Here is a 25642-nt window from a genome sequence, read left to right as displayed (position 1 = left end):
TATACCCTCCATGTTAAAAAACCGAAGCATCTTGTTTCGGTTTCTGCGTGTGCGGGCTGCTCCGGTTATCGCGCCCCCGGAACAGTTTCAGACCCTTACCGCAGAGATCGTAAACCGTTAAAACAGATTACGATCTCTGCGGCCACAAGCACATAAAGGATAAAATTTCAAAGAACAAAACGTGTCTGAAAACACGTTAAAAAATCAATAGTTACGGTGATAAGTTTAAGAAAAGCTTTTGAAGAAACACCGCGCTCTCTTGGGTATTTGCAATTCCTGCCAAATACCCAAGAAGATTATAGTACACTATCTCAGCAATGACAAGACATTCTGTGACTGTGTGTTTGCCTGTGCCAGCATGGCAGTGCCTGCCTGCTGCAATACGGAATTCTTTGTGAATTCGACCATCTGGCGAGCCATGTCCGTATCGCGTATGCGGGATTCGGAAGCCTGCAGGTTTTCTGCAGAAACATTCAAGCCTTTGACGGTCATTTCCATACGGTTCTGGTATGCGCCCAGATCTGCACGCTGTTTATTGATGCGCTTGAGAGCTTCATCAATAGTTCCTATTACGCGGTTGGCCTCATCCGGCTCCTGCAGAGAGATTTTTCTTTCAGTACCTATTTCACGGATTCCCAGTGCGTCTGCTGTCATTGTACCGATGAACATTTGCATGCGCTGATCCATATTGGATCCTATGTGGAACCACATTGATGCGGTAACTGCGTTCTCTCCCGTAGGCCGTGCAAAACGTCCTGTCAGCATATTCATTCCGTTAAACTGCGCGGAACTTGCTATGCGGTCAACTTCAGAAACGAGAGCGGATACTTCGACCTGAATCTGCATGCGGTCTTCGTCGGAATAAATACCGTTTGAAGCTTGTACTGCAAGTTCACGGATACGCTGCATTATGTCCGTTGTTTCCTGAAGATAGCCTTCCGTCGTCTGAATAAAACTGATCCCGTTTTGAGCATTCTGTGCAGCTTGATTTAAACCGCGGATTTGACTGCGCATTTTTTCCGAAACTGCAAGACCTGAAGCATCGTCGCCGGCGCGGTTTATCCTTTCGCCTGAAGACAATTTTTCCATGTCTTTTGCAAGACCAAGACCTGTAATTCCTAACTGACGGTTAGCATACAGCGCTGACATGTTGTGATTGATGACCATAGATATTCCTCCTTGGAATATGTTTATAAAACGGCGTCCATGCCGTCTTTGTGAAAGTGTTTTACGATTGTTTAATCGACGCATTTTCACGTGAATAATTGCTGAAAATTATCTAAAATTTTACCGCATAGTTATTCTTGTTTATTGTCGGAAAGAAGGAGGAAAAACTTTAACATTAAATTTTTATTTTTTCTAAAATAAGGGGAATATTTTTTTTACGGCTTGCACGGCCTTACCGCGATGCGAAATTGCGTTTTTTTGTTCTGCCGTAAGTTCCGCCGCAGTACAGCCGTATTGGGGTAGAAAGAATATGGGATCGTAGCCGAAGCCGCCGGTTCCTGCCGATTCGGATATGTCTTTTACAAGGCTGCCTTCCATGGTTTCTTGCGCTACGAAAAATCGGTCTTTTGACAAAAACAGAACCATCGAGCAAACGTAACGGCATGAACGCTCGTCGTACGACTTGTCGAAATGCCCGTTCTCGCCGTGCAGTTTGCCGTTTGGAATTTTTAGAGCCTCGTTTGTCTGTTCTATTAGAAGCCTGTTCTGTTCCGCTTGAGGTATTTTTGTCTTGTCGGGCCTTCCGCACGGAAAATCCGGGCCGGCGTACCTGGAAGAATATACTCCCGGTATCCCGTTTAAAGCGTCTACGCATATGCCCGAATCGTCCGCAATCACAGGACAGCGAACTATTTCCCACAGCGCGCGCGCCTTTATCAGGCTGTTTTCATAAAAAGTCGTGCCCGTTTCTTCAGGATCGAAATTAATGCCTTCGTCGGAAGGGATGACAACCGTAAAGTCCGTAAGGATTTCGGACATTTCTTTTTTTTTGTTCAGGTTTCCCGTGGCAAGATAAATTTTCATTTTTTTCCAAATCTTTTGTTGTTCAATAAAACGGCAAAATGACGTGTTTTGAAAACTAGATATTCAAGGCGAGGTTCCGGCCGCGTGACGCTTCGAGCGTTATGCTTACAGAATTCTACCCTAAAAGCTCGACCGCGGCTAAGCGGACGGTGTTCTCGCCGAAAGTTATTATGTCTTACTTTCAAAACTCGACATTCATATTATAGAAAAATTTTTTTTATGTCCAGTTTTAGCTTGAAACCTTTTATCCGCGCCCTCTCCGTTTTACTATGTCGGTAAGCGAATCACATCCGTATTTTGCCGCGGCTATGTAATAGCTTACCTGCCTTTCCGAAATGCCTATCATGTCGGCGATCATCTTATTGCTCGGGCATACTTTGTAGCGGTTGTTTCGAAGCATACGGTTTTTGAGTTTCCAGCAGGCTGTGTGGTGCAGATATTTTTTATACGCTTCTTTTTGCAAGGGACTGCCGTTTTCAAGTTTTTGAATTTCAATGGCGTATTTTTTATGAAAAAAATATGCGTTATCGCGCCTGCGGATAAAGTTCTCCCTGATTTCCGCTTTTTTATATAGAGAATCCCTCAGCAAGCTGAGTTTTTCTTCTAAAAAATCCTGCGTGCAGCCGCATACGGCGCTCAGTTCCGGAAGTTGAGTGTCGTGTATATAGTAACAGGCTTTTAAGGCGATTATCATCATCTTTTTTTGATTAAAAGACTTTTGAGGCCATTTCAATAAAAGTTTATTTCCTCCGGCCGCATACTTCGTTGACGACAAGTCCCCCGACGGCGGCAAATCCCGAAGCGGCATATTGATTTTTTTTAACTGAAAAGCTTCGTCGATTTTATTCGGATTATATTTGCCTTGCGAAATCTTCGTGAGTTTTGCGGGCTTTTCTGCAGAATATGTTTGCGCAGGCGAAGCCGCTTCGTATAATCCTGAATATTCCTGTTCGGCATATTTTATGCAGGAGTCTTCATATAACTGTATTGAGCTTGAATCCAAAACTTCCATGCCGTAGCTTTCTTTTATCCGGCTTCTCTGCCACGAATAAAACGCATTGGACACGTAATTTGTAAAGTATGCGGAAAAAGGGCATGTGTCCGGATTGTAACGAGCGATGAGCTTTTTTATTTTAGGCTGAATGTTAATTACAAAATCGCTTTTCGTATCCTCGCCAAGGTAGCGTCCTGTAAAGCGGTGAGGATTTTTATAAACGTCCGTAAGCAGTTTCCACACCGCATCTTCATAACTTAAAAGGCCTCCGTTGATCTTACAGGGAAGGCTGTCAATCTCGTTCCAATCCATATTTTCCTCCCATAAAAACTTTTGCAGGAAATTTCAATTTCCGAAAAAGTTTTTTCGGCGCTTTCGCAAACATCAGTTGAGAAAGCGCAATAAATAATCGAGTTTGTGAAATAAGGTGTATCGTATTCATTCGATTTTCATCAAAACAATACGTATACATATCTTCCGCAAACATCCGCTCAAACTCGAGATAAGAACGCTGCGATTTCGAGCAATGCGCGACTTGCAACGAGCGCAAAGCGCGAAGTTCCCCGCGCAGAAATCGCAAGTGTCTCCCATAAAAGAAAAACGCGTCGGCGTTTTTCGTCTCCGGACTTCAGCGACGGCGATATTTCAGACGAAGCTTTTTATCATTCCTCCATGATAAATAAAAATTCCGCTTGTGCGGCAAGCGGTGTTTAGCAAAAAGCGTGCCATGTGGAAAACCGTAAAAGAGAGATAGAAGATGGCCGGGGCATGCAGCATAAGGCTGCTTGTAAGCAAATTATTTCACATTCCTGCATTTTGCAGGAATGTGAAGTTTTTCGACGGGATTTTCAGGCGGAATTCCGCGGAATCTTATGGCGGCACAGAACCGCAAGGGTAAACGCTCAGAACATAAAACTGCGCGACGCGGAACCGCTGGGAACAAACTCTTGCGACAACAATGCGGTTCCCCTGCGCGACGCAAAACTGTGTGATGGCGTTGCGGCGATCCTGTGCTGCGGCGGCATAGAAATATTATTCTATGCTTTGGGGATAAAAATCGAATTTTTTACATACTTTTTAAACTTTATTTCGCTGCCGTTTTGTTTTTTTTGTTCTAATTCATTGCAGAGTAATAAATTAAAATAAAAATAATCGTTGACAAATCGAAAAAACGGAATTAACATATAGTAAACGTTTGCTATGGTGTAAGATATGCAGGATAAATCGAAAAAGAAAACGACTATTTCCGATATCGCAAAAAGAGCGGGCGTCTCTTCTGCTACGGTGTCGCGCGTTTTAAGCGGTTCCGATTATCCTGTAAACCGTGAAGTCCGCAAAGAAATAGAGAGGATCGCCGTCGGCATGCGCTACAAGCCGAATGTTTTCGGGCAACTGCTCAGAGGCGGAACCAGCAGAGAAATCGGCGTTATCATTCCGTCGCTTTCCAACCCTTTTTACGCCGAACTGGTGTCTGCGGTGGAACGCGAATGCTTCGATCGCGGCTACATGCCGATCATCTGTTCATCGCAAAATCAATTTCAGCTGGAAACGAAGCATTTGGATATATTCCAACGAAAACAGGTTGCAGGCCTTCTTTTGTCGAGCATACATCTTGCCGGCGCTTTTCTCAGAACTCTGCGAGCTCTCCCCGTGCCCTTTGTGCTGTTCGATCAGCCGTATGCCTATGCAGCAATCGACAGCGTCAGTTTCGATTTTCTTGACGCAGGATATAAGGCCGCACAGTTTTTGTTCGATGAAGGGCATAAGGATATAGTTTTCGTATCCGGTCCGCTCGACAGGTTCAGCCGAAAGCGGCTTTTTGAAGGATATAAAAAGGCTTTTAAAGAAAGGAGAAGACGCTTTTCGTCGCAGAATGCCCTGATCGCCGTTTTGGATCGGCAAAAAGACTGCTTCGACGACGGCTTTTATCGCGGACAATACGCCGCCGAATTGCTCATGAATAGGCGTTATCTGCCGGATGCCGTTTTTGCCGTAAACGATATGACGGCGATAGGATTGATAAAAAGATTCGAAAAAGACGGCGTTCGCGTACCGTCCGATATTTCGGTCGTCGGCTGCGACAATATTCCGTTCGGTGAAATGTTCGTGCCTTCTCTTACGACGATCGATCAATCGGCTGAGGAAACGGGACGGCTGGCGGCGGATATTTTGCTTAACCGCATTGAAAATAAACCGGTCGCCGTAAATCGGATAATGCTCGAGCCTAAATTAATCATACGGGAATCGGTACGTAAAATTCATCACAAAGTGAGGCGGTAAGGATGAAAAGACAGATACCTGTGTCGGATGCTTAATAAATAAACGATTTATTAAGTTTAATAAAAAAGTCATGTGCGAAAGCGCACGAATCGAATCGTTTTCAAGATAGGAACTTGTTTACGATAAGATTCAAGGAGGAACAATGAGTTGGGTCGATTACGGTATGGTCGTCGCATTTCTTGTCGGAATGGTTTTGATCGGTTTGCATTCCAAAAAGAACGTCAAAAATGCGGAAGACTTTTATGTCGCAGGCGGTAAGGTTCCTTGGTGGCTGGCTGGAGTTTCTCATCATGTAACCGGATATTCCGGTGTCGTGTTTGTAGGGTACGCGGGAATCGCGTATGCTACGGGAACGCAGATTTATTTTTGGTGGGGCATGAGCATCGCGATCGCCGTTGCCCTCGGTTCTATAATTATCGTACCGCGCTGGCCTCGCCTGAGAAAATTCCTCGGTATTCAGTCTCCTACGGAATATCTCAAAAAACGCTATGACACGGCCTCTCAAGTGGTTGTCGCTGTTGCGGGTATCGTGAGCAAGCTTATCGATGTAGGAGCAAAGTGGGCTTCGATCGGAATTCTCGTACAAGGTTTTACCGGCATTCCGTTTTGGGTCGGCGTATTGAGTTCCGCACTCGTTTCAATTTACTATATGTCCGTAGGCGGTTTAATTGCCGACTTGTGGACGGATTTTGCCCAGTGGGTAATTCAAACCGTCGGAGGTATTGTGCTCTTTGTCGGTACGCTTATTTTCCTGAAGAATGAAATGAATCTCGGTTTATTCCAAGCGTTTCAATCGCTCCCGGCAGGGCATGTTTCTATCTTTAATCCGGGACGCGGACAAGGATCCGTCACGTGGTCGCTGTTTTATTTCTTCGTCATTTTATTGAGCTATAACGGCGGTACATGGAGTTTGGCTACGCGCTTTATTTCCAGCAAAGACGACAAAAACGCCCACAAAGGCGCGCTGCTTTCCGCACTGTTGTATTTGGTATGGCCTCTCGTAGTCTTTACGCCTATGTGGCTTGGACCTCTCGTGTTTTCAGGATGGACTCAGGCTGAAGCCGCGAAAAATTTATTCGCTGCTTTAAGCAAGAAATTTTTGCCGACGGGATTAATAGGTCTGTCCCTCGCCGCGATGTATGCGAATACGCTTTCCATGTGTACGTCGGACTGCAATACGATTTCAGCGGTTATCACGCGCGACATACTTCCGATTTTCAAAAAGAATATCGATCAGGAAGGCAAAGAAGGGCTTCACCTTGCGCGTGTTACAACCTTTGTCTTTATGGCGCTTACCGTCATCATCGGTTTAATCAATCAAAAATTCGGCGGCGTCGCCGGAATGATCCTTTCATGGTTTGCCGCTCTGCTCGGGCCGACGGCTATTCCGCTTTTGCTTGGACTCTTTCCCGCATTTAAACACTGTGACGGAAAGGCTGCAATCCTTTCGACTCTCGGCGGATTTTTGGTATTTGTGCTCACAAAGGCCGGAGCTTTAAAACTGCCTCCGGATTTAGGGCTCGTCATGCCGACTCTCGTCGCCTTTATTGTGTACTGCGTTGTCGGATTTGCTAATAAGGCGAGCGGCAAAAAAGTACCCGATGAAGTGGAAACCATGCTGCAGCATCTCGGAGAAAAAGCGTAAGGACGCCTGGCTCTTCTGCCGGGGCTGTTTCAAAAGTAGCCTGTTTTTAAGCAGCCCGATTTTAGATTGAAAAAAGCTGAAGTTTTGGACAGCCCCGAGTTTTTGATGTATAGTGGTTAAAATTGAAAAACTGAATCGGCAGGGTGAGCTGAAACCTGCCGGTTCGCCCTGCGTATCCGAAAAGACGGATACCCTTTAAGCGAAAATCGATTGAAAGTCTCGTTACAGGGGGAGACATAAATGAATTATTCCGCCGAAAAAAAAATATATGTAGATCAAATTCAAGATAATTTTTTGCCTTATTGGAGCAAATTCGTAGATATCGAAAACGGAGGAATACTCAACTGTATTAACAATTACGGCGATAAAAAAATAAGCGATAATAAATTTACGTGGTCCGAGGGAAGATGGCTGTGGATTTTGTGCCGCTTGTGCGATTCTGCAAAAAAAAAGATCTTGCCGAACGTCGACGCTTCGTTGCTTGAAACGTGGGCGGACGGTACTTGGAATTTCATTAATTCCCATTCCGTCATGGAAGATAAAACGTGCTGTTATCTTCTCACACGCGACGGAAAAAGAATAAGAGACGAACGCACCGGACGCTTCGACGCGAGTATTTATGCCGACTGTTTTGCGCTCATAGGTTCATCTCAGTACGCCATGCTGTCGAAAAAACAGGAAGCGATCGATACGTCAAAAGCGCTTTATGAAAGCATCAAACGGCGAGTAGAAACGAATAATTTTTTAACGGAACCGTATCCGATTCCCGAAGGCTATCGCCCGCACGGAATTCCTATGATACTTACGAATACGGTGTACGAATACATACGTATGCTTGAAGCGTTCGGGCTTTCCTCCGACGATGCGGTCGAATTCGGAAAAAAGAACGTAAAGTTTGTGCTCGACCGCCTTATGAACGAAGATGGCTACATAAATGAATTCATATCCGATTTTTCCGACAAAGAAGAGCGGCTGCTCGATCGACATATTAATCCCGGTCACACGATCGAAGATATCTGGTTCCAAATAGAATTTCTTCAGGCCTTCGGTTCGCTTGAAAAATATCTTCCTCGTATCTGTAAAACAGCAAAACAAACGTGGCGACTCGGCTGGGATTCGGAATACGGCGGACTGTTCCGTTTTGTGGATTTTGAAGGAGGAAAACCGCACGGCACGTCGACGGGCTCTCAGTATGAAAAGCTCATAACCGATACTTGGGATATGAAACTTTGGTGGCCGCATTCCGAGATTCTGTATACGTATATTTTGCTGTATAAGCTTACCGGCGACGAGGAATTTAATAAAATATACAAGCAGAGCTTCGACTATATTTTTAAAACCTTTCCGAATGCCGAAATTGGAGAATGGATTCAGATACGCACGCGTGACGGAAAACCTGTGGATAAACTTGTCGCGCTTCCGGTAAAAGATCCGTTTCACATCTTACGCAATTTTATAAAAATCACGGAGCTCATATGATACGGCTCGGCATTGCAAAATTAATGATTTCTCCGGACATACCGCTCAGATTATGCGGCTATGCGAGCAGAACGGAGAATTTCACCTGTGTCACGGAAGATATTTTTTTACGCGTTCACTATTGGCAGACGCCCGCCCGCCGCGTCGTCATCGTATATGCGGATCTGTTGTGGTGGAATCCCGATTTTATCGACGTCGCGCGGCCTATGCTCGAGCGAAAGCTCGGCATAACCGAAGACGAAGTGCTGTTTACGGCGTCACACAATCACTCAGGGCCCGGAACGGGATGCGCATTCACTCCGCTGCTTGAAACAGCGTCCGAAAGCTATGTAGAGTTTTTATTGCAAAAAGTGCTGGACGGAATCGCCGAAGCGGAGCGTGATTTGGAAGAAGTTTCGATACGGCGGTTTAACGGCGAATGCGCTATGAACGTGTACCGCAGAAAAAAAACGGAAGAGGGCATCAGTATGCTCCCGAACTACGAAGTACCCGCCGATACGAACTTAACGATTTTTGAGTTTGCAAAAAAAAGCGACGGTAAGCCTAAAGGTTTTGCCGTTCACTACGCGTGTCACAATAATCTTTCCGCCGGAAACAGCGTGCATCCCGATTACGCGGGAGTCGTTTTGCGGCGTTTCGACGAGGCGTATCCTAAAAGCATTTCGATTTTTTTGCAGGGTTGTACGGCCGATTTGCGCCCTAACAGCGTGCTCGGGAACCGCTTTACTTCCATAGATTTTGAAAAAGTTATGGTCTTTGCGGATGATTTTTTTAAGGTGTGTAAAGATATTTTGAAAAAGCAAAGCTCTCCGGTTGAAGAATATCTTAAGCTGCGTAAAACGCGCATCAAACTTCCGCTTGTGCAGGATTTTTCAAAAGACGAAGTCGCATCCCTTGCACTTAAGGCGGAGGACGAAGCTAGACGCGAATGGGCGAAAAAAGCTATAGAAAAAAACTTCCGCGATTATGAAACGCTTGAAATAACGCGCGTCGACTTCGGTTCCTCACCTGTGTATTTTTTTAACGCCGAAATGTCGCAGCAGTATGCATCGGCCGTACGGCAAAGAGATAAAAACGGTTTATGCGTCTGTTACACGAACGGTATGATCGGTTATCTGTGCACCGAAAGACAGATTGCCGAAGGAGGTTACGAGCCGCAGGGGTCGGCTCTCTATTTTGCGTTGTGCGGAACGTACAGCCTTAAAACGGAGAATCTTATAAACAAAGCATTGGACAATTTTAATAATTAATATTTTTTGGAGGTAAAAAAATGATGGAAGGTGATGTTTTAAAATTGTATCGTAAAGAAGTATTCGATATTATCGATGAAATATACGATACCGAAGAAAAAAATATTCTAAAAGCGGCGCGGATGGTAGCCGACCACGTAAAAAAAGATAAAATCGTGTATGTGTTCGGCCCCGGCGGACATTCTAATCTCGCCGCTATGGAAGTGTTTTTCCGCGCCGGCGGCTTAATGCATGTAAGCGCTATTTTAAATCAAGAAACCATGCTTTCGAACGGCGCTTTAAAATCTATGGCTGCGGAACGGCTTCCCGGTTACGGTAAGATCGTAATCGAAGATTACGGGATCGTAAAAGACGATCTTCTTATAATCGTCAATGCATACGGAATCAATTCGGCGACGATCGATGCGTGTTTAACCGCACAGTCGCGCGGCGCGAAAGTGATAGGCGTCAGTTCTCATGCCCATGCGAACGCCTGCCCCAAAGATCATCCTGCGCGCCATCCGTCGAAGAAAAATTTACATGAAATCGCCGACTGCTCGGTCGACTGCAAAATCAAACTCGGAGATGCGACGATCGAGATTCCCGGCTTTGAACAAAAGATCGGCGCGCTCAGCACTTATGCGAACGCATTTGTGATGAACGGCATTATGATCGAAGCTATCAATATGCTCGTAAACGAGGGAATCAATCCCCCCGTATGGCGCAGCGGCAACTGTCCCGGCGGCGACGAATGGAACAATCGTTTTATCGATAAATTCAGAAAATCCATACGGAGTTTGTAAGGAGAAGTTTTTATGATTTTTACCGGATGGATGTACGGAACCGACACGCTTGTGAAACTGGAAATTAAAGACGGTGTTTTTATTTCGGTGGAAAAAGCGGAGCCGGAGAATTCCGTAACGTATCCGAATATTGCGCCCGTACTGTTCGATACTCAAATTAACGGCTTTAGCGGTGTCGACTTTAATATAACCGACGAACTGACGGAAGAAGCGTATCGAAAGTCTTTATACGCCTTGCTGAAAGAAGGGTGCGGACTTTTTTGTCCGACTGTGATAACCGCAAGTCCCGAACAAATTCTAAAACGCTGCAAAGAAATCGCTTCTTTTTTGCAGCGTGCCCCGTTGGCAAGAAAAATGACGCACGGCATTCATATCGAAGGACCATTCATTTCTCCCAAAGACGGAGCCTGCGGCGCGCACGACAAGCGTTATATTCGAGCGCCGGATTTCGACATGTTTAAAAGTTGGTATGATGCCGCAGAAGGAAAAATATCCGCCGTTACCGTTTCACCTGAGTGGGGCGAGGAGGCATATTCTTTTATTTCAAAAGTCAGTGCGCTCGGCGTCGTAGTATCCGTCGGTCACACTATGGCAAGCGAAGAACAGGTAGCCGAAGCCGTTGCAAGCGGAGCGAGCCTTGTTACCCATTTCGGAAACGGAGTTCCGGTTACGGTGCCCCGCCATCCGAATTTTTTGTGGGAAGAATTAAGCAATGAGGGTTTGACGCTTTCCTGCATAGCCGACGGATTTCATCTACCGGAATCTGTGCTGAAGACGGTCTTTGCAATAAAAAGACGCCGTTCTTTTATCATAAGCGACAGCACTCAGTTCGGCGGGTTGGAGCCGGGAACGTACGAAACGCCGATCGGCGGCAATGTTCTGCTAGAGCCTAACGGACGTCTTTGCATGACGAGCGATCCCCGCCTTCTTGCCGGTTCTGCGCAGAGCATTCTGCACGGTGTGGAGCACCTTTTTAAAAGCGGAATTTGTTCCTTAAAGGACGCGTGGATGAAAGGATCGGAAATTCCGGCGGCGTTTTATCGCTGCGAGCGGAAAGTCAAAATAGCGCGCGGATGCAGGGCAAGTTTTGTGTGCTTTGAGAAAGAAGAAAAGAAAGGCTTGACAGTTTCCTGCGTTTATCTTGACGGCGAAAAAGTGCTGTAGGGGCTTGCTCGGAATTAAAGTATCCGTGCGAATTTTTTGCAAATTTCAGGAATGAGTGTGTTGAGTTTGCCTTCTACGCTCATTCCCGAAGCGTTTTTGTGGCCGCCGCCGCCGAAAGATGCGGCGACTGCGCTTACGTCAATTTTGTCCTTCGACCGGAAGCCTGCCGTACAGGTGTTATCAGTCTCTTGCCTTACGAAAACCACTGCTTCGACGCCTTCCGTTGACAAAAGCAGCTGATAAAGCATGTCCGAATCGCGGCCTTCCGAGCCGTATTTTCTTGTATCCTCCATAGTCTCATAGGTTACTATCAGCTTGCCGCCGCAAAAGACTTCCGTCTGTTCCAAGAGCTTCCCTAGAAGCTTTCTTGTAAGGTAGGGTTTGCCGCCTGTGATTTCTTCGTAAGTGCTGCGGGGATTTGCTCCGGCTTCTACGAGCCGCGCCGACGCACGGAATACTTCCGCCGAATCCTCAGTCAAAAATCTGAAAAAGCCCGTATCCGTTGACATTCCGAAGAATAATTCCTTTGCAACGGCCTTATCAAGCTTGCCTATGATACCTTCGTAGAGCATCTGTATTATGCATGACGTAGCAGGAGAACTCGGGTCTATTATGGATTTACAGCCGTCCGGTTGACCGGATGTCTTATGGTGGTCGATTATGAACGTATCGAGTCCTTTTAAGTCTCCTTCTATTTCGCCTAATCTTGAAAATTCCGAACAGTCGGCGATGATAAGGCCGGTTTTATTCCTTTCGTCCTGAGATAAAAAGCGCATGGTTTGAGAAAATAGAGGTTCTTTGTTGCGGATTTCCTGACGTTTAAACGGCCCTGCGGAAAGCAATTGATACGGCTTTCCTGATTTTTCCATAATAGCCGCGATGCCAAGGCAGCTTGAGATCACGTCTCCGTCGGGATCCTTGTGTCCTGTGATTAAAAAAAAATCGTGCTCTTGAATAAAAGTTTTAAATAAAAGGATCTGTTCTTCCGTGAGTATCTTCATGTTTGCCCTGATATGAGTAAATATAGGACAGGTCTTAAAGCATTATGCTTTTAACCTGCCCTTGCCGTTAAAATTATGCGCGAATTCAACAGCCTCCAAAATTGATATTTTGGTCAGCTTTTGAATTTATGGGAAAGATCGTAGTGTTTTTAAGCGCGCTTACATTTCCAATGTGTCTTTACCGTCGTCCGGAAATTTGCTGCTGTCGGTGACTTGTCCCCAAGGCAATTGCCTGTGATCCGTAGGAGCGGTAATCATAACTTTGTAAAACGCCTTGTCTTTTGTAATCACGGTCATATATGATTTCATTCCTGCGGGAAGACCTCTGAACGATAATTTGGCAGGATTTTTCCCGTCGCGTTTTATCCAGCGTTTAGGAATGGTAACAGTACCGACGCTCAAGCCGTCTTTCGCATACGAAACCACATATACGTCGCTTGCGTCCAGTATGCGATAAACGGGAGTGTTTGTATATGAAAGAGACGATTCCTGCCATTCTACAGCGGAAGCGTAAAACGCTGCAAAAAGCAATACGAAAAGTGCGAAGATAATATTTTTTTTCATCCAAGGCCTCCTTAAGCAAACCGTTTTAATTCAGCCCGAAAACGGGCTTTGTTATTTATATCTATCAAGTATACATTATATCCATATTTGAAGAAAATACAAATTTTACATGATCGAAAGCATTATCGCCTTTATAGTGTGTTTTCTGTTTTCAGCTTCATCCCACACTTTGCTCGCTTCGCTTTCAAAAACTTCTTCGGTAACTTCCTGTCCCTTTACCGCCGGAAGACAATGCATGAATATCGTGTTTTTATTTTCCGTAGCGGCCATGAGTTTTGAGTTTACTTGAAACGAATGCAAAAGTTTTATCCGCTGGTCTTTTAGAGCTTCTTCACCCATAGAAACCCATACGTCAGTGTAAATGCAATCCGCTCCTTTTAAAACCGATATATCATCGCTTACGGAAATTTTCGCTCCGGAAGAAGTGGCGAACGGCTCTGAAATTTTTAAAATCTCTTTGTCCGGAAACAATTCTTTAGGGCTGAAAACCGCAAAATTTATGCCGAGTTTTGCGCATATCAGCATGAGACTTCTTGCGACGTTGCTTCTTCCGTCGCCGCAGAAGGCCAGATTAAGTCCTTTTACTGTTTTAAAATTTTCTTTTAGAGTTAAAACGTCCGCCAACACCTGCGTAGGATGAAAGCTGTCTGTGAGCCCGTTTATTACGGGAATTCCGGAATATTTTGCAAGCTGTTTTGCGAACTCCTGTTTAAAGCCTCTGAATTCGATCGCGCTGAACATCCTTCCGAGCACGCGGGCTGTGTCCTCTATGCTCTCTTTTCCGCCGAGCTGTATGTCCTGCGTAGATAAAAATACCGGATGTCCGCCTTCTTCCCCGAACGCGGTTTCAAAAGAACATCTGGTACGCGTGGAGCGCTTTTCAAAAATAAGGGCTAGAGTTTTGCCTAAAAAGCGTTGATGAATTTCGCCTCTGTGCGCTTCCGCTTTGACCTGCGCGGATAAATCAAGAAGCGTGCTGATTTCCGCCGGAGTCCAATCCGTCCAATTCAGCAGCGACCGTCCTTTAAACGGCGCTTTAAAGACTTCCATTTTTTGCTCCCGTTCCAAGAAAAAAGGGCTGACCAAAAACTTCCGTGTTTGATCGGTTTCCTTTATTTATGTGCCAAATAAAAAAACCTGCGGTACTCCGCAGGCATTTTAGCGACAATAGGGATTGAACCTATGACACTACGGATATGAGCCGTATGCTCTACCAACTGAGCTATGTCGCCATATTAATTTGGAATATATCAAACAAAAACGATTTGTGTCAAGAGCTCGAAAATCCGTGTAGGATTTTCGAGCGTGTTGTATAAAAGAAAAACGCATCCGGCGTTTTTCGCCTTTAGACCTAAAAAAGAAAATCCGTGTAGGATTTTCGAGCGTGTTGTATAAAAGAAAAACGCATCCGGCGTTTTTCGTCTTCAGACCTAAAAAAGAAAATCCGAGCAGTGACCGTTCGCTCTACATCCGTGTACCGCTCACTACCGTATTTTTGCATAGCAAAAATACGCGACCAAATTCCGACACGGCATCCATGCCGTGCAGAGGACGGAGGGTTTTCGAGCGTTCAGCGCAAGGCAGCCCCTGCGATAAGCTCTTTCGCCTGTCCTACAAGGTCTTCGATTTCCTTGTCGGAATAAGGCGTAATTTCATTGTACGAAGGATTTATGCAATTCTCATTTCTAAATTGCGCAAATTGCCAGGAAGCGTCTTTGGGAAGCAATGCGCCCATGTTTTTTATGTCTTCAGCTGAAACAAGAGGCGGAACCAGAACTGTTCTGAATTCTCTAAGGGTAGGGGGGTAGGACGCTATAATATTTACGCTTTGTTTCAGCCGATCTTCCATCGTCTCTGCGAGCGCTCGGCTGCATGGCGACAAGAGTTCGGCGTATTTATTCGGAGAAGTCTTTATGTCCATGGCTATAAAATCAGGTTTTAGAGCCGGATCCGAAACCAGTTTTTCCAGCAGATCGGGAAGAGTTCCGTTCGTGTCAAGTTTTATCTTGTAACCTTTTTTTCTTGCTTCACCGATTAAAAAAGGCGTAAGCGGATTTAAAAGCGGTTCTCCACCGCTTAAAACAAAGCCTGTCAAAACGTTTTTTCGTTTTTCAAGATGTGCTATCACTGTTTCTGCGGAAACAAGAGAACCGTCCGTTTCGTCTTCCAAAACCAAAGCTCTGTTATAGCAATACGGGCAGCGGATATTGCAGCCCTTAAGAAAAAAAGAACACGCCACACGCCCCGGATAATCCACCAGCGTTGTTTTTATGAGAGCTCCTGCGGGCATGTTCAGCTGTTTTTCGGAAATCCGCATTTTCTGCTCGGTAGGTCGAGCGGCCGCCCTGCCGAGCGGTGAGCCATGCAGGGCTATCGGCTCGATTTGCCGACTATCAAAAAATCAGACGGCAAGGGCGACCGGTTCGAAGATGGCGGAAAGCTCTTGAACATTGTGCGCCCGCGCAACTTCTTCGTTGTTTTCGTTATAGACTATGACTGTGGGTGCCGCAAATACGCCCTTAGCCGCAGCTTGTGCCAAACCTTCTTTCGTATCTACATTGATGCTTTTTCCGGAAACACTGAGTTCCGCCACGTATGCTTTAACCGGCGGACAGTTAGGACATGTCTGACGGAAAAAGAAATCGTAATGCAAATCGCCTGCGACCGCTTTAACAGGCGCGGAAACCTTTTCTTTTTCTGCTGCGTCCTGCGTTATCGCTTCCGGCACATTGTCTACCGAAAACATCTTTCGGTGTTTGAATTCTTCGGTCTTTCCCTTATTCCAGTTGCGTACAGCCCTGTAATAACCTACTATTCTTGCATAAACTTCCGTTTCTTTGCCGTGGACATCTTTAAGAGCTTCTTTTGCAGCCTTTATTTCAGCGTCCACTTCAGCTAAATCGCGTGTTTTCATTGTATTCTCCATATTTCCCTCCCACAGAAAATAATGTTTTTTTTAGCTGCCGCTAAATATAGTGTTATCTTTTGATTTGGTCAAGCAGATAACACTATATTTATGGTCGGCAGGATTCGCGGATTTCTTTAATCGTTTTTGGCGTTTTTTGAATTTCCGCCGGAAACGATCATCCTGCGTTCTTCCTCAAGCTGTTCGATCTTAAGTTTGAGCGCTTTTTCGGCTTCCGCTTTGCACTTCGGGCATTCAAACTGTTCACCCGGCAAATAGCCGTGTACGGAACAGACTGAATACGTCGGTGATATTGTAACATAGGGCAAGCGGTAATTGGTCATGATAGTGCGTACAAAGTCTCGGCAGCTTTTCCAATCTTTAACCTGTTCCCCCATGAATGTGTGGAATACCGTCCCCCCGGTATACCGCGTCTGTAAGGATTCCTGATGGTCAAGGGCTTCAAACACATCCGTTGTATAATCAACCTGTAATTGCGTCGAATTTGTATAATACGGATCCGTTTCTCCGCTTGTTATTATGTCCGGAAATTGCTCTTTATCGTGCCGTGCGAGGCGATAGGAAGTACTTTCGGCAGGGGTAGCTTCAAGGTTGAACAGTTCTCCCGTCTGCTCCTGATACTGCTGCAGTCTTTCTCTCATGTAATCGAGAACCTTTTCGGCGAACGCCTTACCTTTAGGATCCACTATAGTGCAGTTTAAAAAATTCATGCAGCACTCGTTCATTCCGCACAAGCCTATCGTGTTAAAATGATTGTCAAAGGTCTTAAGATAGCGCCTGGTATACGGAAAGAGTCCTCCGTCCAGCAGTTTTTGTATAACTTTGCGTTTTATGCAAAGGCTTTCTTTTGCAAGATCCATAAGATAGTCCAAACGGGCGAAAAACTGTTCTTCGGTTTTTGCCAAGTATCCTATTTGCGGAAGGTTGATCGTAACTACGCCCAAAGAGCCTGTAAATTCGTCCGAACCGAACAATCCGCCGCCGCGCTTCCGCAATTCTCTTTTGTCCAGCCTTAGACGGCAGCACATGGAACGCACGTCACTCGGATCCAGATCGGAATTGACAAAATTCTGGAAATAGGGAGTACCGTACTGTGCAGTCATTTCGAACAGAAGTTTTGTATTTTCGCTGTCCCAGTTGAAATTTTTGGTTATATTATACGTGGGAATAGGATAGCCGAACCCGCGTCCTGCGGCGTCGCCTTCAAGCATGAGAAGGATAAACTGTTTGTTTATGACGTCCATTTCTTTTTGACAGTCGCCGTAAGTAAAATCCATTTCTTTGCCGCCGACTATTGCCTTTTGATCTTTTAAGTCGTCGGGACATACCCAGTCAAGCGTAATGTTCGTAAAAGGCGCCTGCGAGCCCCAGCGTCCGGGAGTGTTTACTCCGTAAATATAGCTCTGTATGCACTGCCGCACTTCTTTTTCAGAAAGATTGTCCGCCTTGACAAAGGGCGCCAGATAGGTGTCGAACGAACTGAAAGCCTGCGCTCCCGCCCATTCGTTTTGCAGAATTCCCAAGAAATTTACGATCTGGTTTACAAGAGTTGAAAGATGAGAAGCCGGCGTCGAAGTTATCTTATCGGGGACGCCGCCCAGCCCTTCTTTTATTAGCTGTCTGAGCGACCATCCTGCGCAATAGCCTGAAAACATGGAAAGGTCATGTATGTGGAACGCTGCCGTTTTGTGGGCTTCCGCTATCTCTTTGGAATATATGTTTTTAAGCCAGTAATTGGCGGTTATGGTTCCCGAATTGTGAAGAATAAGTCCGCCCAATGAAAAGTTTACGTTTGCATTTTCATTTACCCGCCAATCGGATTGAGAAAGGTAGCCGTCCATTGTGCCGTTTATGTCAAGCATCAGTTTTTTAGAATCGCGGAAGGCTTCGTGCCTCGAACGATACAAAATGTAAGCTTTTGCAATCTCGACTTCTTTGTTTTCTATTAAGACGGTTTCGACAATATCTTGAATTTCTTCGATCGCCGGAATCGAATGAGCGCGGCGGCCGGCCATAAGCAGACGAAGATGTTCTTCCACGGAATTTGTGAGAGATTGAGCTTTTTCGGGATCGGGATGTTTTTCAACGGCTTCTATTGCCTTACCGATCGCTTTTTCTATCTTAGATCTGTCGTAAGCGGCTATTTCGCCGGAGCGCTTTACGACTGATTTTATAAAACCGGCAGTTTCCTTATCGCCGCCGTTTCCTAAAAAATTTCTCCACTCCGGAAAAACCGACTGTTTTGCAGCTTCGCTCATTCCTTTCCCCCCCCGAGCTTATTTACTTCCGTTATAAATTCATTTAAATCTTCAAAATGCTTATATACGGACGCAAAGCGTATATAAGCTACCTTGTCGAATTTGTGCAATTTATTGAGCACAAGTTCTCCAAGCTCCGCAGTGCTGATCTCGCGCGTGGTCTTTCCGCGCATGATCGCCTCGTCTTCAATCTCGTTGACAAGGTTTTCGATACTCGGCGCCGAAACGGGCCTTTTTTCAAGAGCCCTTTCAATACCCTTTGAAAGTTTCGAAAGATCGAAAGGCTGCCTTCGGCCGTCCCGCTTTACTACCATAAACGGTTTTTCTTCAATGCGCTCATAACTTGTAAAGCGGTAACTGCACGACAAACATTCTCTTCTTCGCCGGATAGTTCCTCCGTTTGCCATTGTTCGAGACTCAATTACCTTGTCGTCCAGACTTCCGCAATAAGGACAGCGCACTTTTATTCACCTTGAATCGACGTATCTTTATAATAAATATGGAGTTAAATTCATATGAAAATTTAACCCCGTATATAGCGTTTTTTTTAATGTTCTTTGCATTATACACCGCTATATATGATATTACAAGTAGGAGAAGGAAATTTATTTTTAAATTTTTACCGAACGGGCGAAAGTGCTGCGGGAAGACAGTGGAAGTGCAGTGGGAAAAAGTGAAATTGCTACGAAAAGGCGGCTCCTGCGGCGCAGTGCCCGCCTAGCATAACTTTATACGGCTTAACCGCATCAAAAACTTTCGATGGCGGGAAAAATCTTTATGTGCTAAGCTTATTGTATACGATCGGAGGATTTTTATGATATCTATGGGAATTATAGGCGCCGGGAGAATAGCTGAAACCATGGCGACAACCGTACGAAGGATGAATGAAACGGGGGACGAAAGCGTTCGGCTGTACGGCATCGCTTCCAGAGATTTTAATAAAGCAAAGGAATTTGCAGAGCGGCACGGCATAGAAAAAGCTTTCGGCTCGTATGAACAGATGCTCCGCGATCCTAAGCCGGATTTGATTTATATCGCGACGCCGCATTCTCATCATTTCGAACATGCGCTTTTGTGTCTTGAAAACGGTAAACATGTGCTTTGCGAAAAAGCCTTTACAGCCAATGCGGATCAGGCGAAAAATCTTATCGATATTGCGGAAAAAAAAGGCCTCCTTATTACTGAAGCGATTTGGACGCGCTATGAGCCCAGCCGCAAGATTATCGACGATGTGATCGCTTCGAATATCGTGGGGGAAGCGCGGATGCTCACCGCGAATCTCGGGTATCCGATCATGCATAAGGAAAGGATCGTAAGGCCTGAGCTTGCAGGCGGCGCTCTTTTGGACGTCGGCGTATACGCTCTGAATTTTGCCGTAATGGCGTTCGGTCATCCCGATGAAATTCATGCCGTCTGCCAAAAAAGCGATACGGGCGTAGACATAAACGACAGTTATACTCTGGTTTACAAGGAAAAAGGACGTATGGCGATTCTTTGCGCCGGAGCGTCCGCCGTTTCGGACAGGTACGGAATGATACACTGTACGAAAGGTTTTATTCAGGTTGAAAATATAAATAATCCGCAAAAAGTTTTCGTATTCGATAAAAAATATGAATTGATAAAAGAAATTGAAGTTCCGCCTCAGCTTACAGGTTTTGAATACGAAGTTGCGGAGACGGTAGAAGCGATAGAAAGCGGAAAGACAGAGTGTCCGTCCATGCCGCATAAAGAAACCGTCTACATGATGGAAATGATGGACGACATAAGAAAAAAAACCGGAATCGTCTATCCGTTTGAAAATTGATTTTGCAAGCTTTTTTACGGCGGCGCGGTACAAACTTTTCCGCGCAAACGGCTGGAGGATCCTTGTTGCGAGCGGCAAGACGCTGCCGGGAGTGTAGTTTAATACCGCGAATCTGCGGCGTGATATGTTGATTGACTAAAATCTTATTTTTTTATAAGCTGTTTCTATCATATCGATAAGCGCGATTAGCTCAGTTGGTTAGAGTACAAGCATGACACGCTTGGGGTCACTAGTTCGATTCTAGTATCGCGCAATTTTTACCGGCTTCTTGCCTCTGCCGCAAGGGCCGTGTTCCATGCCTTATGAATGCTTAGCGAGATGAGAATAGGGAACAAAACAAAGATTTTTTTGATGTCGTTTTTTCCTCCGCGGGCTTTGTAAGCGCGGCTTATGTCGTTCCATATAGCAAATATCCGCGGCAAAAAAAGCAAAAAATACGAAAACATGACGGCGATTTCCGCCTTCGGTTTAAGACGAAGCTTTTTTCTTATGGAAATTTCAATTTCTTCCAGCGCGGACTTTAATTCCAAGGGCGTCGTGGTTCTGAATAAAATCGACGACATCATAAGCATTGTCAAAAGTCTAAAACAAAATATCACGTCACTAAGGGAAGGCATAAAGTTTTTTTTAGATAAGGCTGAAGTTACGTACAGCAAAATTCCGTAATAAAATATTGGGGTAAGATCGGCCGTTAAGAGGCTGAAAGGAATTTCGGCTTTTAGAGCGAACAATATTAATATTAAAAAAAATGCGGCGCATGCGGCGGCAGGAGCATATAAAATGCATACGCTCAAAACGAGTATTGCAAGGAGCTTTATTCCGGCAGGAATTTTGTGCAGAAAACTGTTTCCGATCCGGTAACCGTAAAGGATGAAGTCTGTCGTCGCTCTTTGCCTTTTTATTTCCATATGAGATCCTCAACCCTTGTGCCGGGCGTCGGCGGTTTTATGCCCCACGCTGCAAGGTCTTTTTGAATGCCTTCTTTAGGCGAGCCGTCAAAAACTTTTTTTCCTTTGAATAAGACTATAAAACGGTCGGCGAGGGCGAGGCATTTTTCAATTTCATGCATTAAAATTATGAGAGTTTTGCCTTGACCTTTAAGAAATTCTATAAGAGAATTTACCTGCTTTACGCCGTCATAGTCTAAATTTGCATAGGGTTCGTCAAAAATTATCAGAGGGCGGTCCATCACAAGAATTCCGGCGACCGCTAGGCGTCGTTTTTCCCCGCCTGATAAAAATCTGGCAGGGTGCTCGGCTTTGTCTCTAAGTCCTACTTTTCCCAACGCTTCCAACGCGGCCTTTTTTGCTTCCGGCTTGGAAAGACCGCAGTTTACGGCTCCGTACATGACGTCTTCCAAGGGGGTTTCGCCCAAAATTTGCGAATCCGCGTCCTGAAAGACGATCCCTGCGAATTTTTTTTTACCGTCGCTTTTTTTGCCGTCGGAAAATGAAATTGTTACTTCGCCCGAGCTTTGTTTTAAAAGGCCTGCAATGATCGACATAAGGACTGTCTTTCCGGAACCGTTTGCGCCTCCTATTACCGTGCAGCTGCTCTGTTCGAGCGTAAACGAAATATCGTCGAGGACGGTCTTTACATCGTTACCTTCCGACGATATGTAAAAATATTTGCTCAGCTTGCAGACTTCAAGCTTGGCGCCGGACGGCTTGGGTGCAGACGAAGCGTTAGAAAATTGCATACTTTTTAAGGACGTTCATCCGAGTTTAAGTATCGGGCGATTACCGGACGAAATTTTAAAGAAAACAAGACGGTTAGTATGCACTTTATTACATCTCCTAAAATGAACGGAAGCACGCAGGCGGCCATAGTGGAAGCGAAGCTTGCGTTTCGGGTGTGCATAAACCATAGGACGCCGGGTACGTAAAGCACGACAAAGCCAGATACGGCTGCGGCGGCCAAGCGTAAAACGTATTTGACCTTGGAGGTCTTTTGCAGGACTTTAGGTTTTCCCGCTATCAGGCCCGATACTGCGGCTGCCAAAATATAGCCTATAAGAAAACCTCCCGTAGGGCCTAGTATGTGGGCGACGCCTCCTCGCCCTCCTGAAAACACAGGAAGTCCCATAGTTCCCGCAAGGACAAAGAGCAGCGCGGCCGCTCCGCCGTTAAGCCCTCCGAGCAGACAGCCTGAAAGAACGGCGAACATGTTTTGCATTACGATAGGAACTACCGTAGCCCCGGCAGGAATTGCTATAAAAGCGCCTGCGCCGATAAGAGCGGCAAATGCCGCAATAAAAACCGGAATTACAAAATTCTTTTTCATATGTGACGGTAGTTTACAATTGGCATTAAAAAAGTTAAATAGGTTGACAATTAACAGCGCTGATCCGCAGCGCAATTTTGCCGTGCTGACATGCGGCGTCAAGTACGGCCGTTCGTGCTGCGTCGGATCACCGCGCCGATCCGGCGGCCGTCAAAAAATCTGCCTAGTTAATGCGCCGTTCCGTTGTTTTCCGTTCCGTCTTTTGCGGCAAAACAAAGGCTTAAAAATACGAATATCATGCAGCAATATGCGAGCCAGTTGCCGAATCGTTCGTATATAGTTACCGTTTTTTCATATACGGGTACGGCACAGGAAGCGGCTGCGGGAGTAAAAAGCGGTAAGTCCTGAAGCACTCTGCCTGCCGGATCTATGACGGTTGAATAGCCGGAATTCGTAGAGCGCACCATCGGGGTACGAAATTCGACGGAGCGCAGGGCTGCGATAACAAAGTGCTGATATTCGGCGGAAGCGGTGCGCGACCACGAATCGTCGGTAAGATTTATGAAAAGCTCGCATCCGGCTTTGGAAAAATTCCCGCATATTTTAGGAAATGCGTCTTCAAAGCATATAGGAGTTCCGATTCTCACTACGGGGACTTTTGATTCCTCCGTAAGCGAGATGACGGACACAGGAGCCTCATATTCAGGATTTACATGTGCCGGAATGTCGAAAAGCACGTATTGATTTCCCGCTTTCCAGCTGCTTGAGAACCCTACCAAACTGTCCATCAAAAAGGCCACCCATTTAAATTCGACCCACGGAATTATTTCCGCAAATGGAACTAGGTGAATTTTGCTGTATGCACCGCGAAAAATTCCGTCGGCGTCTATGAGAACCGCCGCGTTACCGTATGAATTTGTTTTTTTGTCCAACAGATAAGGCGCGCCCACTAAAAACGGTACGTTCATGCGATCGATAAAATTTATCAAAGGTTCGTCGGCGGGAGCTTTTTTGTAATAATTTTGTCCTTGCGGAAATGGGCAGCGCAGCACCGCTTCGCTCCATACGACAAGATCGGGCGAAATCCTGTTTTCACGCATCTGTTCTATGTATTGTTCCGAAAGATTTTTTGACAGAGTTACGGATAAAGAATCGTCTGTATCGCCCCAAGGATCTATGTTTTGTTGGACGATCACGGTGTTCAAAAACTTTACGGGGGTGCGCTTTTTCGAATACTGAAAAACCCCGTAAGCGAAGCTCAGTACAAAAAAAGAAACGCACAGAGAGGCGGTCATTTTATAATCCGAGAGAATTTCTTTAGGATTTTGGAAATTTTTTATTGAACCGATGAGATTAATGCCTTCAGCGCATACCGAAGAAAAGAGAACTGCAAGAAAAGTTATTCCGTACGCGCCTGAAATATCTGCGATCTGTATAAAACATTTAGCATTATAAAAACACATTGAAAGAGTTCCCCACGGATAGCCTAAAAATCCGTTGGATTTTACCCATTCCCACGCTACCCAGACCGCAGAAAAATAAAGAATTCTAAAAGACGGGTAAAAGATTTTTTTTATATCGCGTCTTAATAAAACACTTTCCGCCGCGTGCGTTTTTACATAAAGGCCGCGCGGTTTTGCATAAACACGGCTCGGTTTTGCGTACGGAAAAAATAAAATCCAACCGAAAAATGCTCCTATACAGGCCGTCCCCGCCGCCGAAGCGCCCAAAGTAAATATTGCGAAATCTCTAAAATTTGCAAGCCAAAAACTTGAAATCAAGTGTACAGCCATAACCTGTAAGGCATTTAAAAATACGGCGTTTTTGAACGAAGTGCTTTTTGAAACGGCAAGATAATGGGGAATGAGAGCGATAAGACCTAAAAAAGGCGAACCGAAAGTTAAAAATTCATTTGGAACGGCAAGAGCGCACAGCAGCGCGGAAAAAAGCGAGCAAAAAACTTGTAAAAAAAGATTCATTACGGTATATTCTATCCTATAACGTTGTAAAAACGCAATAATGATATTATAGTGGAAAATTTATTATGGAGTTTGTAAACGGCGCACACAAAACCGAATACGGGGTCTTGCCCGATATAACGGTTTGTGCTCCCGGACGTTTTCATCTTATAGGCGAACATTCTTGGTTTTTTAGAGATAAAACTCTTTCGATGGCCGTAAATCTGCCCGTCTATGTAGCCGTTTCACGCCGAGAAGACTCATCGCTTCATTTTTATTTTCCGCAGCTCAACGAACGAAAAAAAACAAGCCTTACATCGCTGAAATTCAAAAAAGAAGACCGCTGGGCCAACGCCGTAAAAGCGATAATATACGGATTCGTTTCTGGGGGCGCAACCCTTCAGGGCCTTAGTTTTACGATATACAGCGATATTCTCCCTTCCGCAGGATTCGGCATCACCACTGCGATAAAAATCGGAACGGCGCTGGCGGTAAATGCGGTTCTTTCGCTTAGTTTTTCCGAACCGCAGCTTCTTCAGGTTATCGAAAGAGGCAATAAGTTATTCCTTAACACGGGAAATTTTCTTGCGGACAATTTTTCAGCCCTGTATTCGAAAAAAGGAACGCTTCTTTTGACAGATCATTCAAAGGGACGCTGCGAGAATATTCCCGTCGATTTTAACGAGCATGTCGTGATGCTCACGGACGCAAGGGTTCCGCGAATTTCCACTTGGGATAAAGACGTGATGATCGAAGCCGGAAACGCTTTGATTTTAGGGGAACTTAAAGAAAAAAAAATCAACGCACACGGCGGCTGGTCTTACAGCGCGGACACTACGGAAATAAACGAAACTCTTTCAGTGGTGTCCGAAGATATGAGACGCAGGCTTTTGTGCATCATGTATGAACATAATAACGTTCTACTTGCGCTTGACGGAATTGCCAAAAAGAATTTCGGAATGTTTGCCCGCGCCGTAAACCGCAGCCATGAAAGCATGAGAGACCTTTATGAGATATCCTGCCCTGAAATAGATTGGATATTAAAGCGCGTGGGGGAACTTGAACCGAACCTTGAAGATGTAAGAAATCCCGTAACCTGCGGACGCATAACGGGAAAGGGGTTCGGACGCTGTCTTTACACTATAATCCGCAAAGACGATGTAGAGACTTTTAAAAAGTATTTGAAAGACTACGAAAGGATATTCGGGTTTCATCCGCTCACATATCCGGTACTTCCGGCGGACGGAGCTCATATTATAAAAAATTAAAGGATAAAAGATTTA

General features: G+C 45.3%; 23 protein-coding genes and 2 tRNA genes. 10 read left to right on the top strand and 15 right to left on the bottom strand.

What is annotated here, in order from left to right; translation table 11 throughout:
- Nucleotides 1-306 precede the first annotated feature (306 nt).
- The 3 genes from HRQ91_RS06795 to HRQ91_RS06785 form a co-directional block, all read right to left on the bottom strand.
- Nucleotides 307-1167: a flagellin N-terminal helical domain-containing protein gene (locus tag HRQ91_RS06795; RefSeq protein WP_210118436.1), complete on the bottom strand. Its 861-nt coding sequence runs from the start codon at nt 1165-1167 to the stop codon at nt 307-309.
- Nucleotides 1168-1359: 192 nt separating this feature from the next.
- Nucleotides 1360-2031 (bottom strand): non-canonical purine NTP pyrophosphatase, encoded by a 672-nt coding sequence (locus HRQ91_RS06790; RefSeq protein WP_210118863.1) that lies wholly within the window; start codon nt 2029-2031, stop codon nt 1360-1362.
- Nucleotides 2032-2275: 244 nt separating this feature from the next.
- Entirely contained in the window at nt 2276-3337 is a 1062-nt protein-coding gene (locus HRQ91_RS06785) for a helix-turn-helix domain-containing protein (protein WP_210118862.1), read from the bottom strand.
- Between the two features lie 417 nt (nt 3338-3754).
- Between HRQ91_RS06785 and HRQ91_RS06780 the strand changes: the two genes are divergently transcribed.
- The 7 genes from HRQ91_RS06780 to HRQ91_RS06750 all read left to right on the top strand — a co-directional run bounded on the left by HRQ91_RS06780 (nt 3755) and on the right by HRQ91_RS06750 (nt 11625).
- Nucleotides 3755-4171 (top strand): hypothetical protein, encoded by a 417-nt coding sequence (locus HRQ91_RS06780; protein WP_210118861.1) that lies wholly within the window; start codon nt 3755-3757, stop codon nt 4169-4171.
- A 66-nt stretch (nt 4172-4237) separates the two neighbouring features.
- Nucleotides 4238-5305: a LacI family DNA-binding transcriptional regulator gene (locus HRQ91_RS06775; protein WP_210118860.1), complete on the top strand. Its 1068-nt coding sequence runs from the start codon at nt 4238-4240 to the stop codon at nt 5303-5305.
- 142 nt (nt 5306-5447) lie between these two features.
- Nucleotides 5448-6950, top strand: a complete 1503-nt coding sequence (locus tag HRQ91_RS06770; protein ID WP_210118859.1) for a sodium:solute symporter family protein — start codon at nt 5448-5450, stop codon at nt 6948-6950.
- 240 nt (nt 6951-7190) lie between these two features.
- On the top strand, nt 7191-8429 hold the full coding sequence (locus HRQ91_RS06765) for an AGE family epimerase/isomerase (protein ID WP_210118858.1): 1239 nt from the start codon (nt 7191-7193) through the stop codon (nt 8427-8429).
- Nucleotides 8426-9679 (top strand): hypothetical protein, encoded by a 1254-nt coding sequence (locus tag HRQ91_RS06760; protein ID WP_210118857.1) that lies wholly within the window; start codon nt 8426-8428, stop codon nt 9677-9679. Before HRQ91_RS06765 ends, HRQ91_RS06760 begins: the two co-directional genes overlap by 4 nt.
- A 20-nt stretch (nt 9680-9699) precedes the next feature.
- Nucleotides 9700-10461, top strand: coding sequence for a sugar isomerase domain-containing protein (locus HRQ91_RS06755; RefSeq protein WP_210118856.1), 762 nt, complete (start codon nt 9700-9702; stop codon nt 10459-10461).
- A 12-nt stretch (nt 10462-10473) separates the two neighbouring features.
- A complete protein-coding gene (locus tag HRQ91_RS06750; protein ID WP_210118855.1) occupies nt 10474-11625 on the top strand; it encodes an N-acetylglucosamine-6-phosphate deacetylase in 1152 nt (383 codons plus the stop codon).
- Nucleotides 11626-11639: 14 nt separating this feature from the next.
- On the opposite strand, the gene HRQ91_RS06745 is transcribed toward HRQ91_RS06750, so the two are convergent.
- From HRQ91_RS06745 to nrdR, 8 genes are all read right to left on the bottom strand, one after another.
- The gene (locus HRQ91_RS06745; RefSeq protein ID WP_210118854.1) at nt 11640-12626 is read right to left on the bottom strand and encodes a DHH family phosphoesterase; all 987 of its coding nucleotides are present in this window, start codon (nt 12624-12626) and stop codon (nt 11640-11642) included.
- 159 nt (nt 12627-12785) lie between these two features.
- The gene (locus tag HRQ91_RS06740; RefSeq protein WP_210118853.1) at nt 12786-13190 is read right to left on the bottom strand and encodes a hypothetical protein; all 405 of its coding nucleotides are present in this window, start codon (nt 13188-13190) and stop codon (nt 12786-12788) included.
- Nucleotides 13191-13295: 105 nt separating this feature from the next.
- The gene (gene argF, locus HRQ91_RS06735) at nt 13296-14240 is read right to left on the bottom strand and encodes an ornithine carbamoyltransferase (protein ID WP_210118852.1); all 945 of its coding nucleotides are present in this window, start codon (nt 14238-14240) and stop codon (nt 13296-13298) included.
- Nucleotides 14241-14349: 109 nt separating this feature from the next.
- A tRNA-Met gene (locus tag HRQ91_RS06730) sits at nt 14350-14422 on the bottom strand.
- Between the two features lie 338 nt (nt 14423-14760).
- Nucleotides 14761-15507 (bottom strand): anaerobic ribonucleoside-triphosphate reductase activating protein, encoded by a 747-nt coding sequence (locus HRQ91_RS06725; protein ID WP_246473179.1) that lies wholly within the window; start codon nt 15505-15507, stop codon nt 14761-14763.
- A gap of 84 nt (nt 15508-15591) precedes the next feature.
- Nucleotides 15592-16104, bottom strand: coding sequence for an anaerobic ribonucleoside-triphosphate reductase (gene nrdD / locus HRQ91_RS06720; protein WP_246473178.1), 513 nt, complete (start codon nt 16102-16104; stop codon nt 15592-15594).
- 128 nt (nt 16105-16232) lie between these two features.
- Nucleotides 16233-18374, bottom strand: a complete 2142-nt coding sequence (locus HRQ91_RS06715) for a ribonucleoside triphosphate reductase (protein ID WP_210118850.1) — start codon at nt 18372-18374, stop codon at nt 16233-16235.
- Nucleotides 18371-18835 carry a transcriptional regulator NrdR gene (gene nrdR / locus HRQ91_RS06710; RefSeq protein WP_210118849.1) on the bottom strand — a complete coding sequence of 155 codons (465 nt, stop codon included), beginning with the start codon at nt 18833-18835 and terminating at the stop codon, nt 18371-18373. The genes HRQ91_RS06715 and nrdR overlap by 4 nt, the downstream gene beginning before the upstream one ends.
- Before the next feature lie 353 nt (nt 18836-19188).
- Between nrdR and HRQ91_RS06705 the strand changes: the two genes are divergently transcribed.
- Together HRQ91_RS06705 and HRQ91_RS06700 are read left to right on the top strand one after the other, a co-directional pair.
- The gene (locus HRQ91_RS06705; protein ID WP_246473177.1) at nt 19189-20178 is read left to right on the top strand and encodes a Gfo/Idh/MocA family protein; all 990 of its coding nucleotides are present in this window, start codon (nt 19189-19191) and stop codon (nt 20176-20178) included.
- A 179-nt stretch (nt 20179-20357) separates the two neighbouring features.
- Nucleotides 20358-20431 (top strand) — tRNA-Val (locus tag HRQ91_RS06700).
- A gap of 4 nt (nt 20432-20435) precedes the next feature.
- On the opposite strand, the gene HRQ91_RS06695 is transcribed toward HRQ91_RS06700, so the two are convergent.
- The 4 genes from HRQ91_RS06695 to lnt all read right to left on the bottom strand — a co-directional run bounded on the left by HRQ91_RS06695 (nt 20436) and on the right by lnt (nt 24380).
- The gene (locus HRQ91_RS06695; protein WP_210118848.1) at nt 20436-21086 is read right to left on the bottom strand and encodes an energy-coupling factor transporter transmembrane component T family protein; all 651 of its coding nucleotides are present in this window, start codon (nt 21084-21086) and stop codon (nt 20436-20438) included.
- Complete coding sequence (locus HRQ91_RS06690; RefSeq protein ID WP_210118847.1) at nt 21077-21877, bottom strand: energy-coupling factor ABC transporter ATP-binding protein; 801 nt, start codon at nt 21875-21877, stop codon at nt 21077-21079. Before HRQ91_RS06690 ends, HRQ91_RS06695 begins: the two co-directional genes overlap by 10 nt.
- A 5-nt stretch (nt 21878-21882) precedes the next feature.
- Nucleotides 21883-22461, bottom strand: coding sequence for a biotin transporter BioY (locus HRQ91_RS06685; RefSeq protein WP_210118846.1), 579 nt, complete (start codon nt 22459-22461; stop codon nt 21883-21885).
- Between the two features lie 167 nt (nt 22462-22628).
- Nucleotides 22629-24380: an apolipoprotein N-acyltransferase gene (gene lnt / locus HRQ91_RS06680; RefSeq protein ID WP_210118845.1), complete on the bottom strand. Its 1752-nt coding sequence runs from the start codon at nt 24378-24380 to the stop codon at nt 22629-22631.
- 65 nt (nt 24381-24445) lie between these two features.
- Between lnt and HRQ91_RS06675 the strand changes: the two genes are divergently transcribed.
- Nucleotides 24446-25627 (top strand): galactokinase, encoded by a 1182-nt coding sequence (locus HRQ91_RS06675; protein ID WP_210118844.1) that lies wholly within the window; start codon nt 24446-24448, stop codon nt 25625-25627.
- Nucleotides 25628-25642: the final 15 nt, after the last annotated feature.

This window comes from Treponema parvum, from assembly GCF_017893965.1.
Taxonomy (GTDB): domain Bacteria; phylum Spirochaetota; class Spirochaetia; order Treponematales; family Treponemataceae; genus Treponema_D; species Treponema_D parvum.
Note: the sequence above shows the minus strand (reverse complement) of the source record. Positions and strands in the feature narration are given on the sequence as shown.

Excerpts from the sequence above, each read along its gene's own strand:
- argF (WP_210118852.1), bottom strand. The coding sequence starts at position 14,240 with ATGGAAGTCTTTAAAGCGCCGTTTAAAGGACGGTCGCTGCTGAATTGG.
- HRQ91_RS06745 (WP_210118854.1), bottom strand. The coding sequence starts at position 12,626 with ATGAAGATACTCACGGAAGAACAGATCCTTTTATTTAAAACTTTTATT.
- HRQ91_RS06790 (WP_210118863.1), bottom strand. The coding sequence starts at position 2,031 with ATGAAAATTTATCTTGCCACGGGAAACCTGAACAAAAAAAAAGAAATG.
- HRQ91_RS06705 (WP_246473177.1), top strand. The coding sequence starts at position 19,189 with ATGATATCTATGGGAATTATAGGCGCCGGGAGAATAGCTGAAACCATG.
- HRQ91_RS06775 (WP_210118860.1), top strand. The coding sequence starts at position 4,238 with ATGCAGGATAAATCGAAAAAGAAAACGACTATTTCCGATATCGCAAAA.
- HRQ91_RS06715 (WP_210118850.1), bottom strand. The coding sequence starts at position 18,374 with ATGAGCGAAGCTGCAAAACAGTCGGTTTTTCCGGAGTGGAGAAATTTT.
- HRQ91_RS06795 (WP_210118436.1), bottom strand. The coding sequence starts at position 1,167 with ATGGTCATCAATCACAACATGTCAGCGCTGTATGCTAACCGTCAGTTA.
- HRQ91_RS06690 (WP_210118847.1), bottom strand. The coding sequence starts at position 21,877 with ATGCAATTTTCTAACGCTTCGTCTGCACCCAAGCCGTCCGGCGCCAAG.
- nrdD (WP_246473178.1), bottom strand. The coding sequence starts at position 16,104 with ATGAAAACACGCGATTTAGCTGAAGTGGACGCTGAAATAAAGGCTGCA.
- HRQ91_RS06695 (WP_210118848.1), bottom strand. The coding sequence starts at position 21,086 with ATGGAAATAAAAAGGCAAAGAGCGACGACAGACTTCATCCTTTACGGT.
- HRQ91_RS06740 (WP_210118853.1), bottom strand. The coding sequence starts at position 13,190 with ATGAAAAAAAATATTATCTTCGCACTTTTCGTATTGCTTTTTGCAGCG.
- lnt (WP_210118845.1), bottom strand. The coding sequence starts at position 24,380 with ATGAATCTTTTTTTACAAGTTTTTTGCTCGCTTTTTTCCGCGCTGCTG.
- HRQ91_RS06750 (WP_210118855.1), top strand. The coding sequence starts at position 10,474 with ATGATTTTTACCGGATGGATGTACGGAACCGACACGCTTGTGAAACTG.
- HRQ91_RS06785 (WP_210118862.1), bottom strand. The coding sequence starts at position 3,337 with ATGGATTGGAACGAGATTGACAGCCTTCCCTGTAAGATCAACGGAGGC.
- HRQ91_RS06755 (WP_210118856.1), top strand. The coding sequence starts at position 9,700 with ATGATGGAAGGTGATGTTTTAAAATTGTATCGTAAAGAAGTATTCGAT.
- HRQ91_RS06760 (WP_210118857.1), top strand. The coding sequence starts at position 8,426 with ATGATACGGCTCGGCATTGCAAAATTAATGATTTCTCCGGACATACCG.
- HRQ91_RS06685 (WP_210118846.1), bottom strand. The coding sequence starts at position 22,461 with ATGAAAAAGAATTTTGTAATTCCGGTTTTTATTGCGGCATTTGCCGCT.
- HRQ91_RS06765 (WP_210118858.1), top strand. The coding sequence starts at position 7,191 with ATGAATTATTCCGCCGAAAAAAAAATATATGTAGATCAAATTCAAGAT.
- HRQ91_RS06675 (WP_210118844.1), top strand. The coding sequence starts at position 24,446 with ATGGAGTTTGTAAACGGCGCACACAAAACCGAATACGGGGTCTTGCCC.
- HRQ91_RS06725 (WP_246473179.1), bottom strand. The coding sequence starts at position 15,507 with ATGCGGATTTCCGAAAAACAGCTGAACATGCCCGCAGGAGCTCTCATA.
- HRQ91_RS06770 (WP_210118859.1), top strand. The coding sequence starts at position 5,448 with ATGAGTTGGGTCGATTACGGTATGGTCGTCGCATTTCTTGTCGGAATG.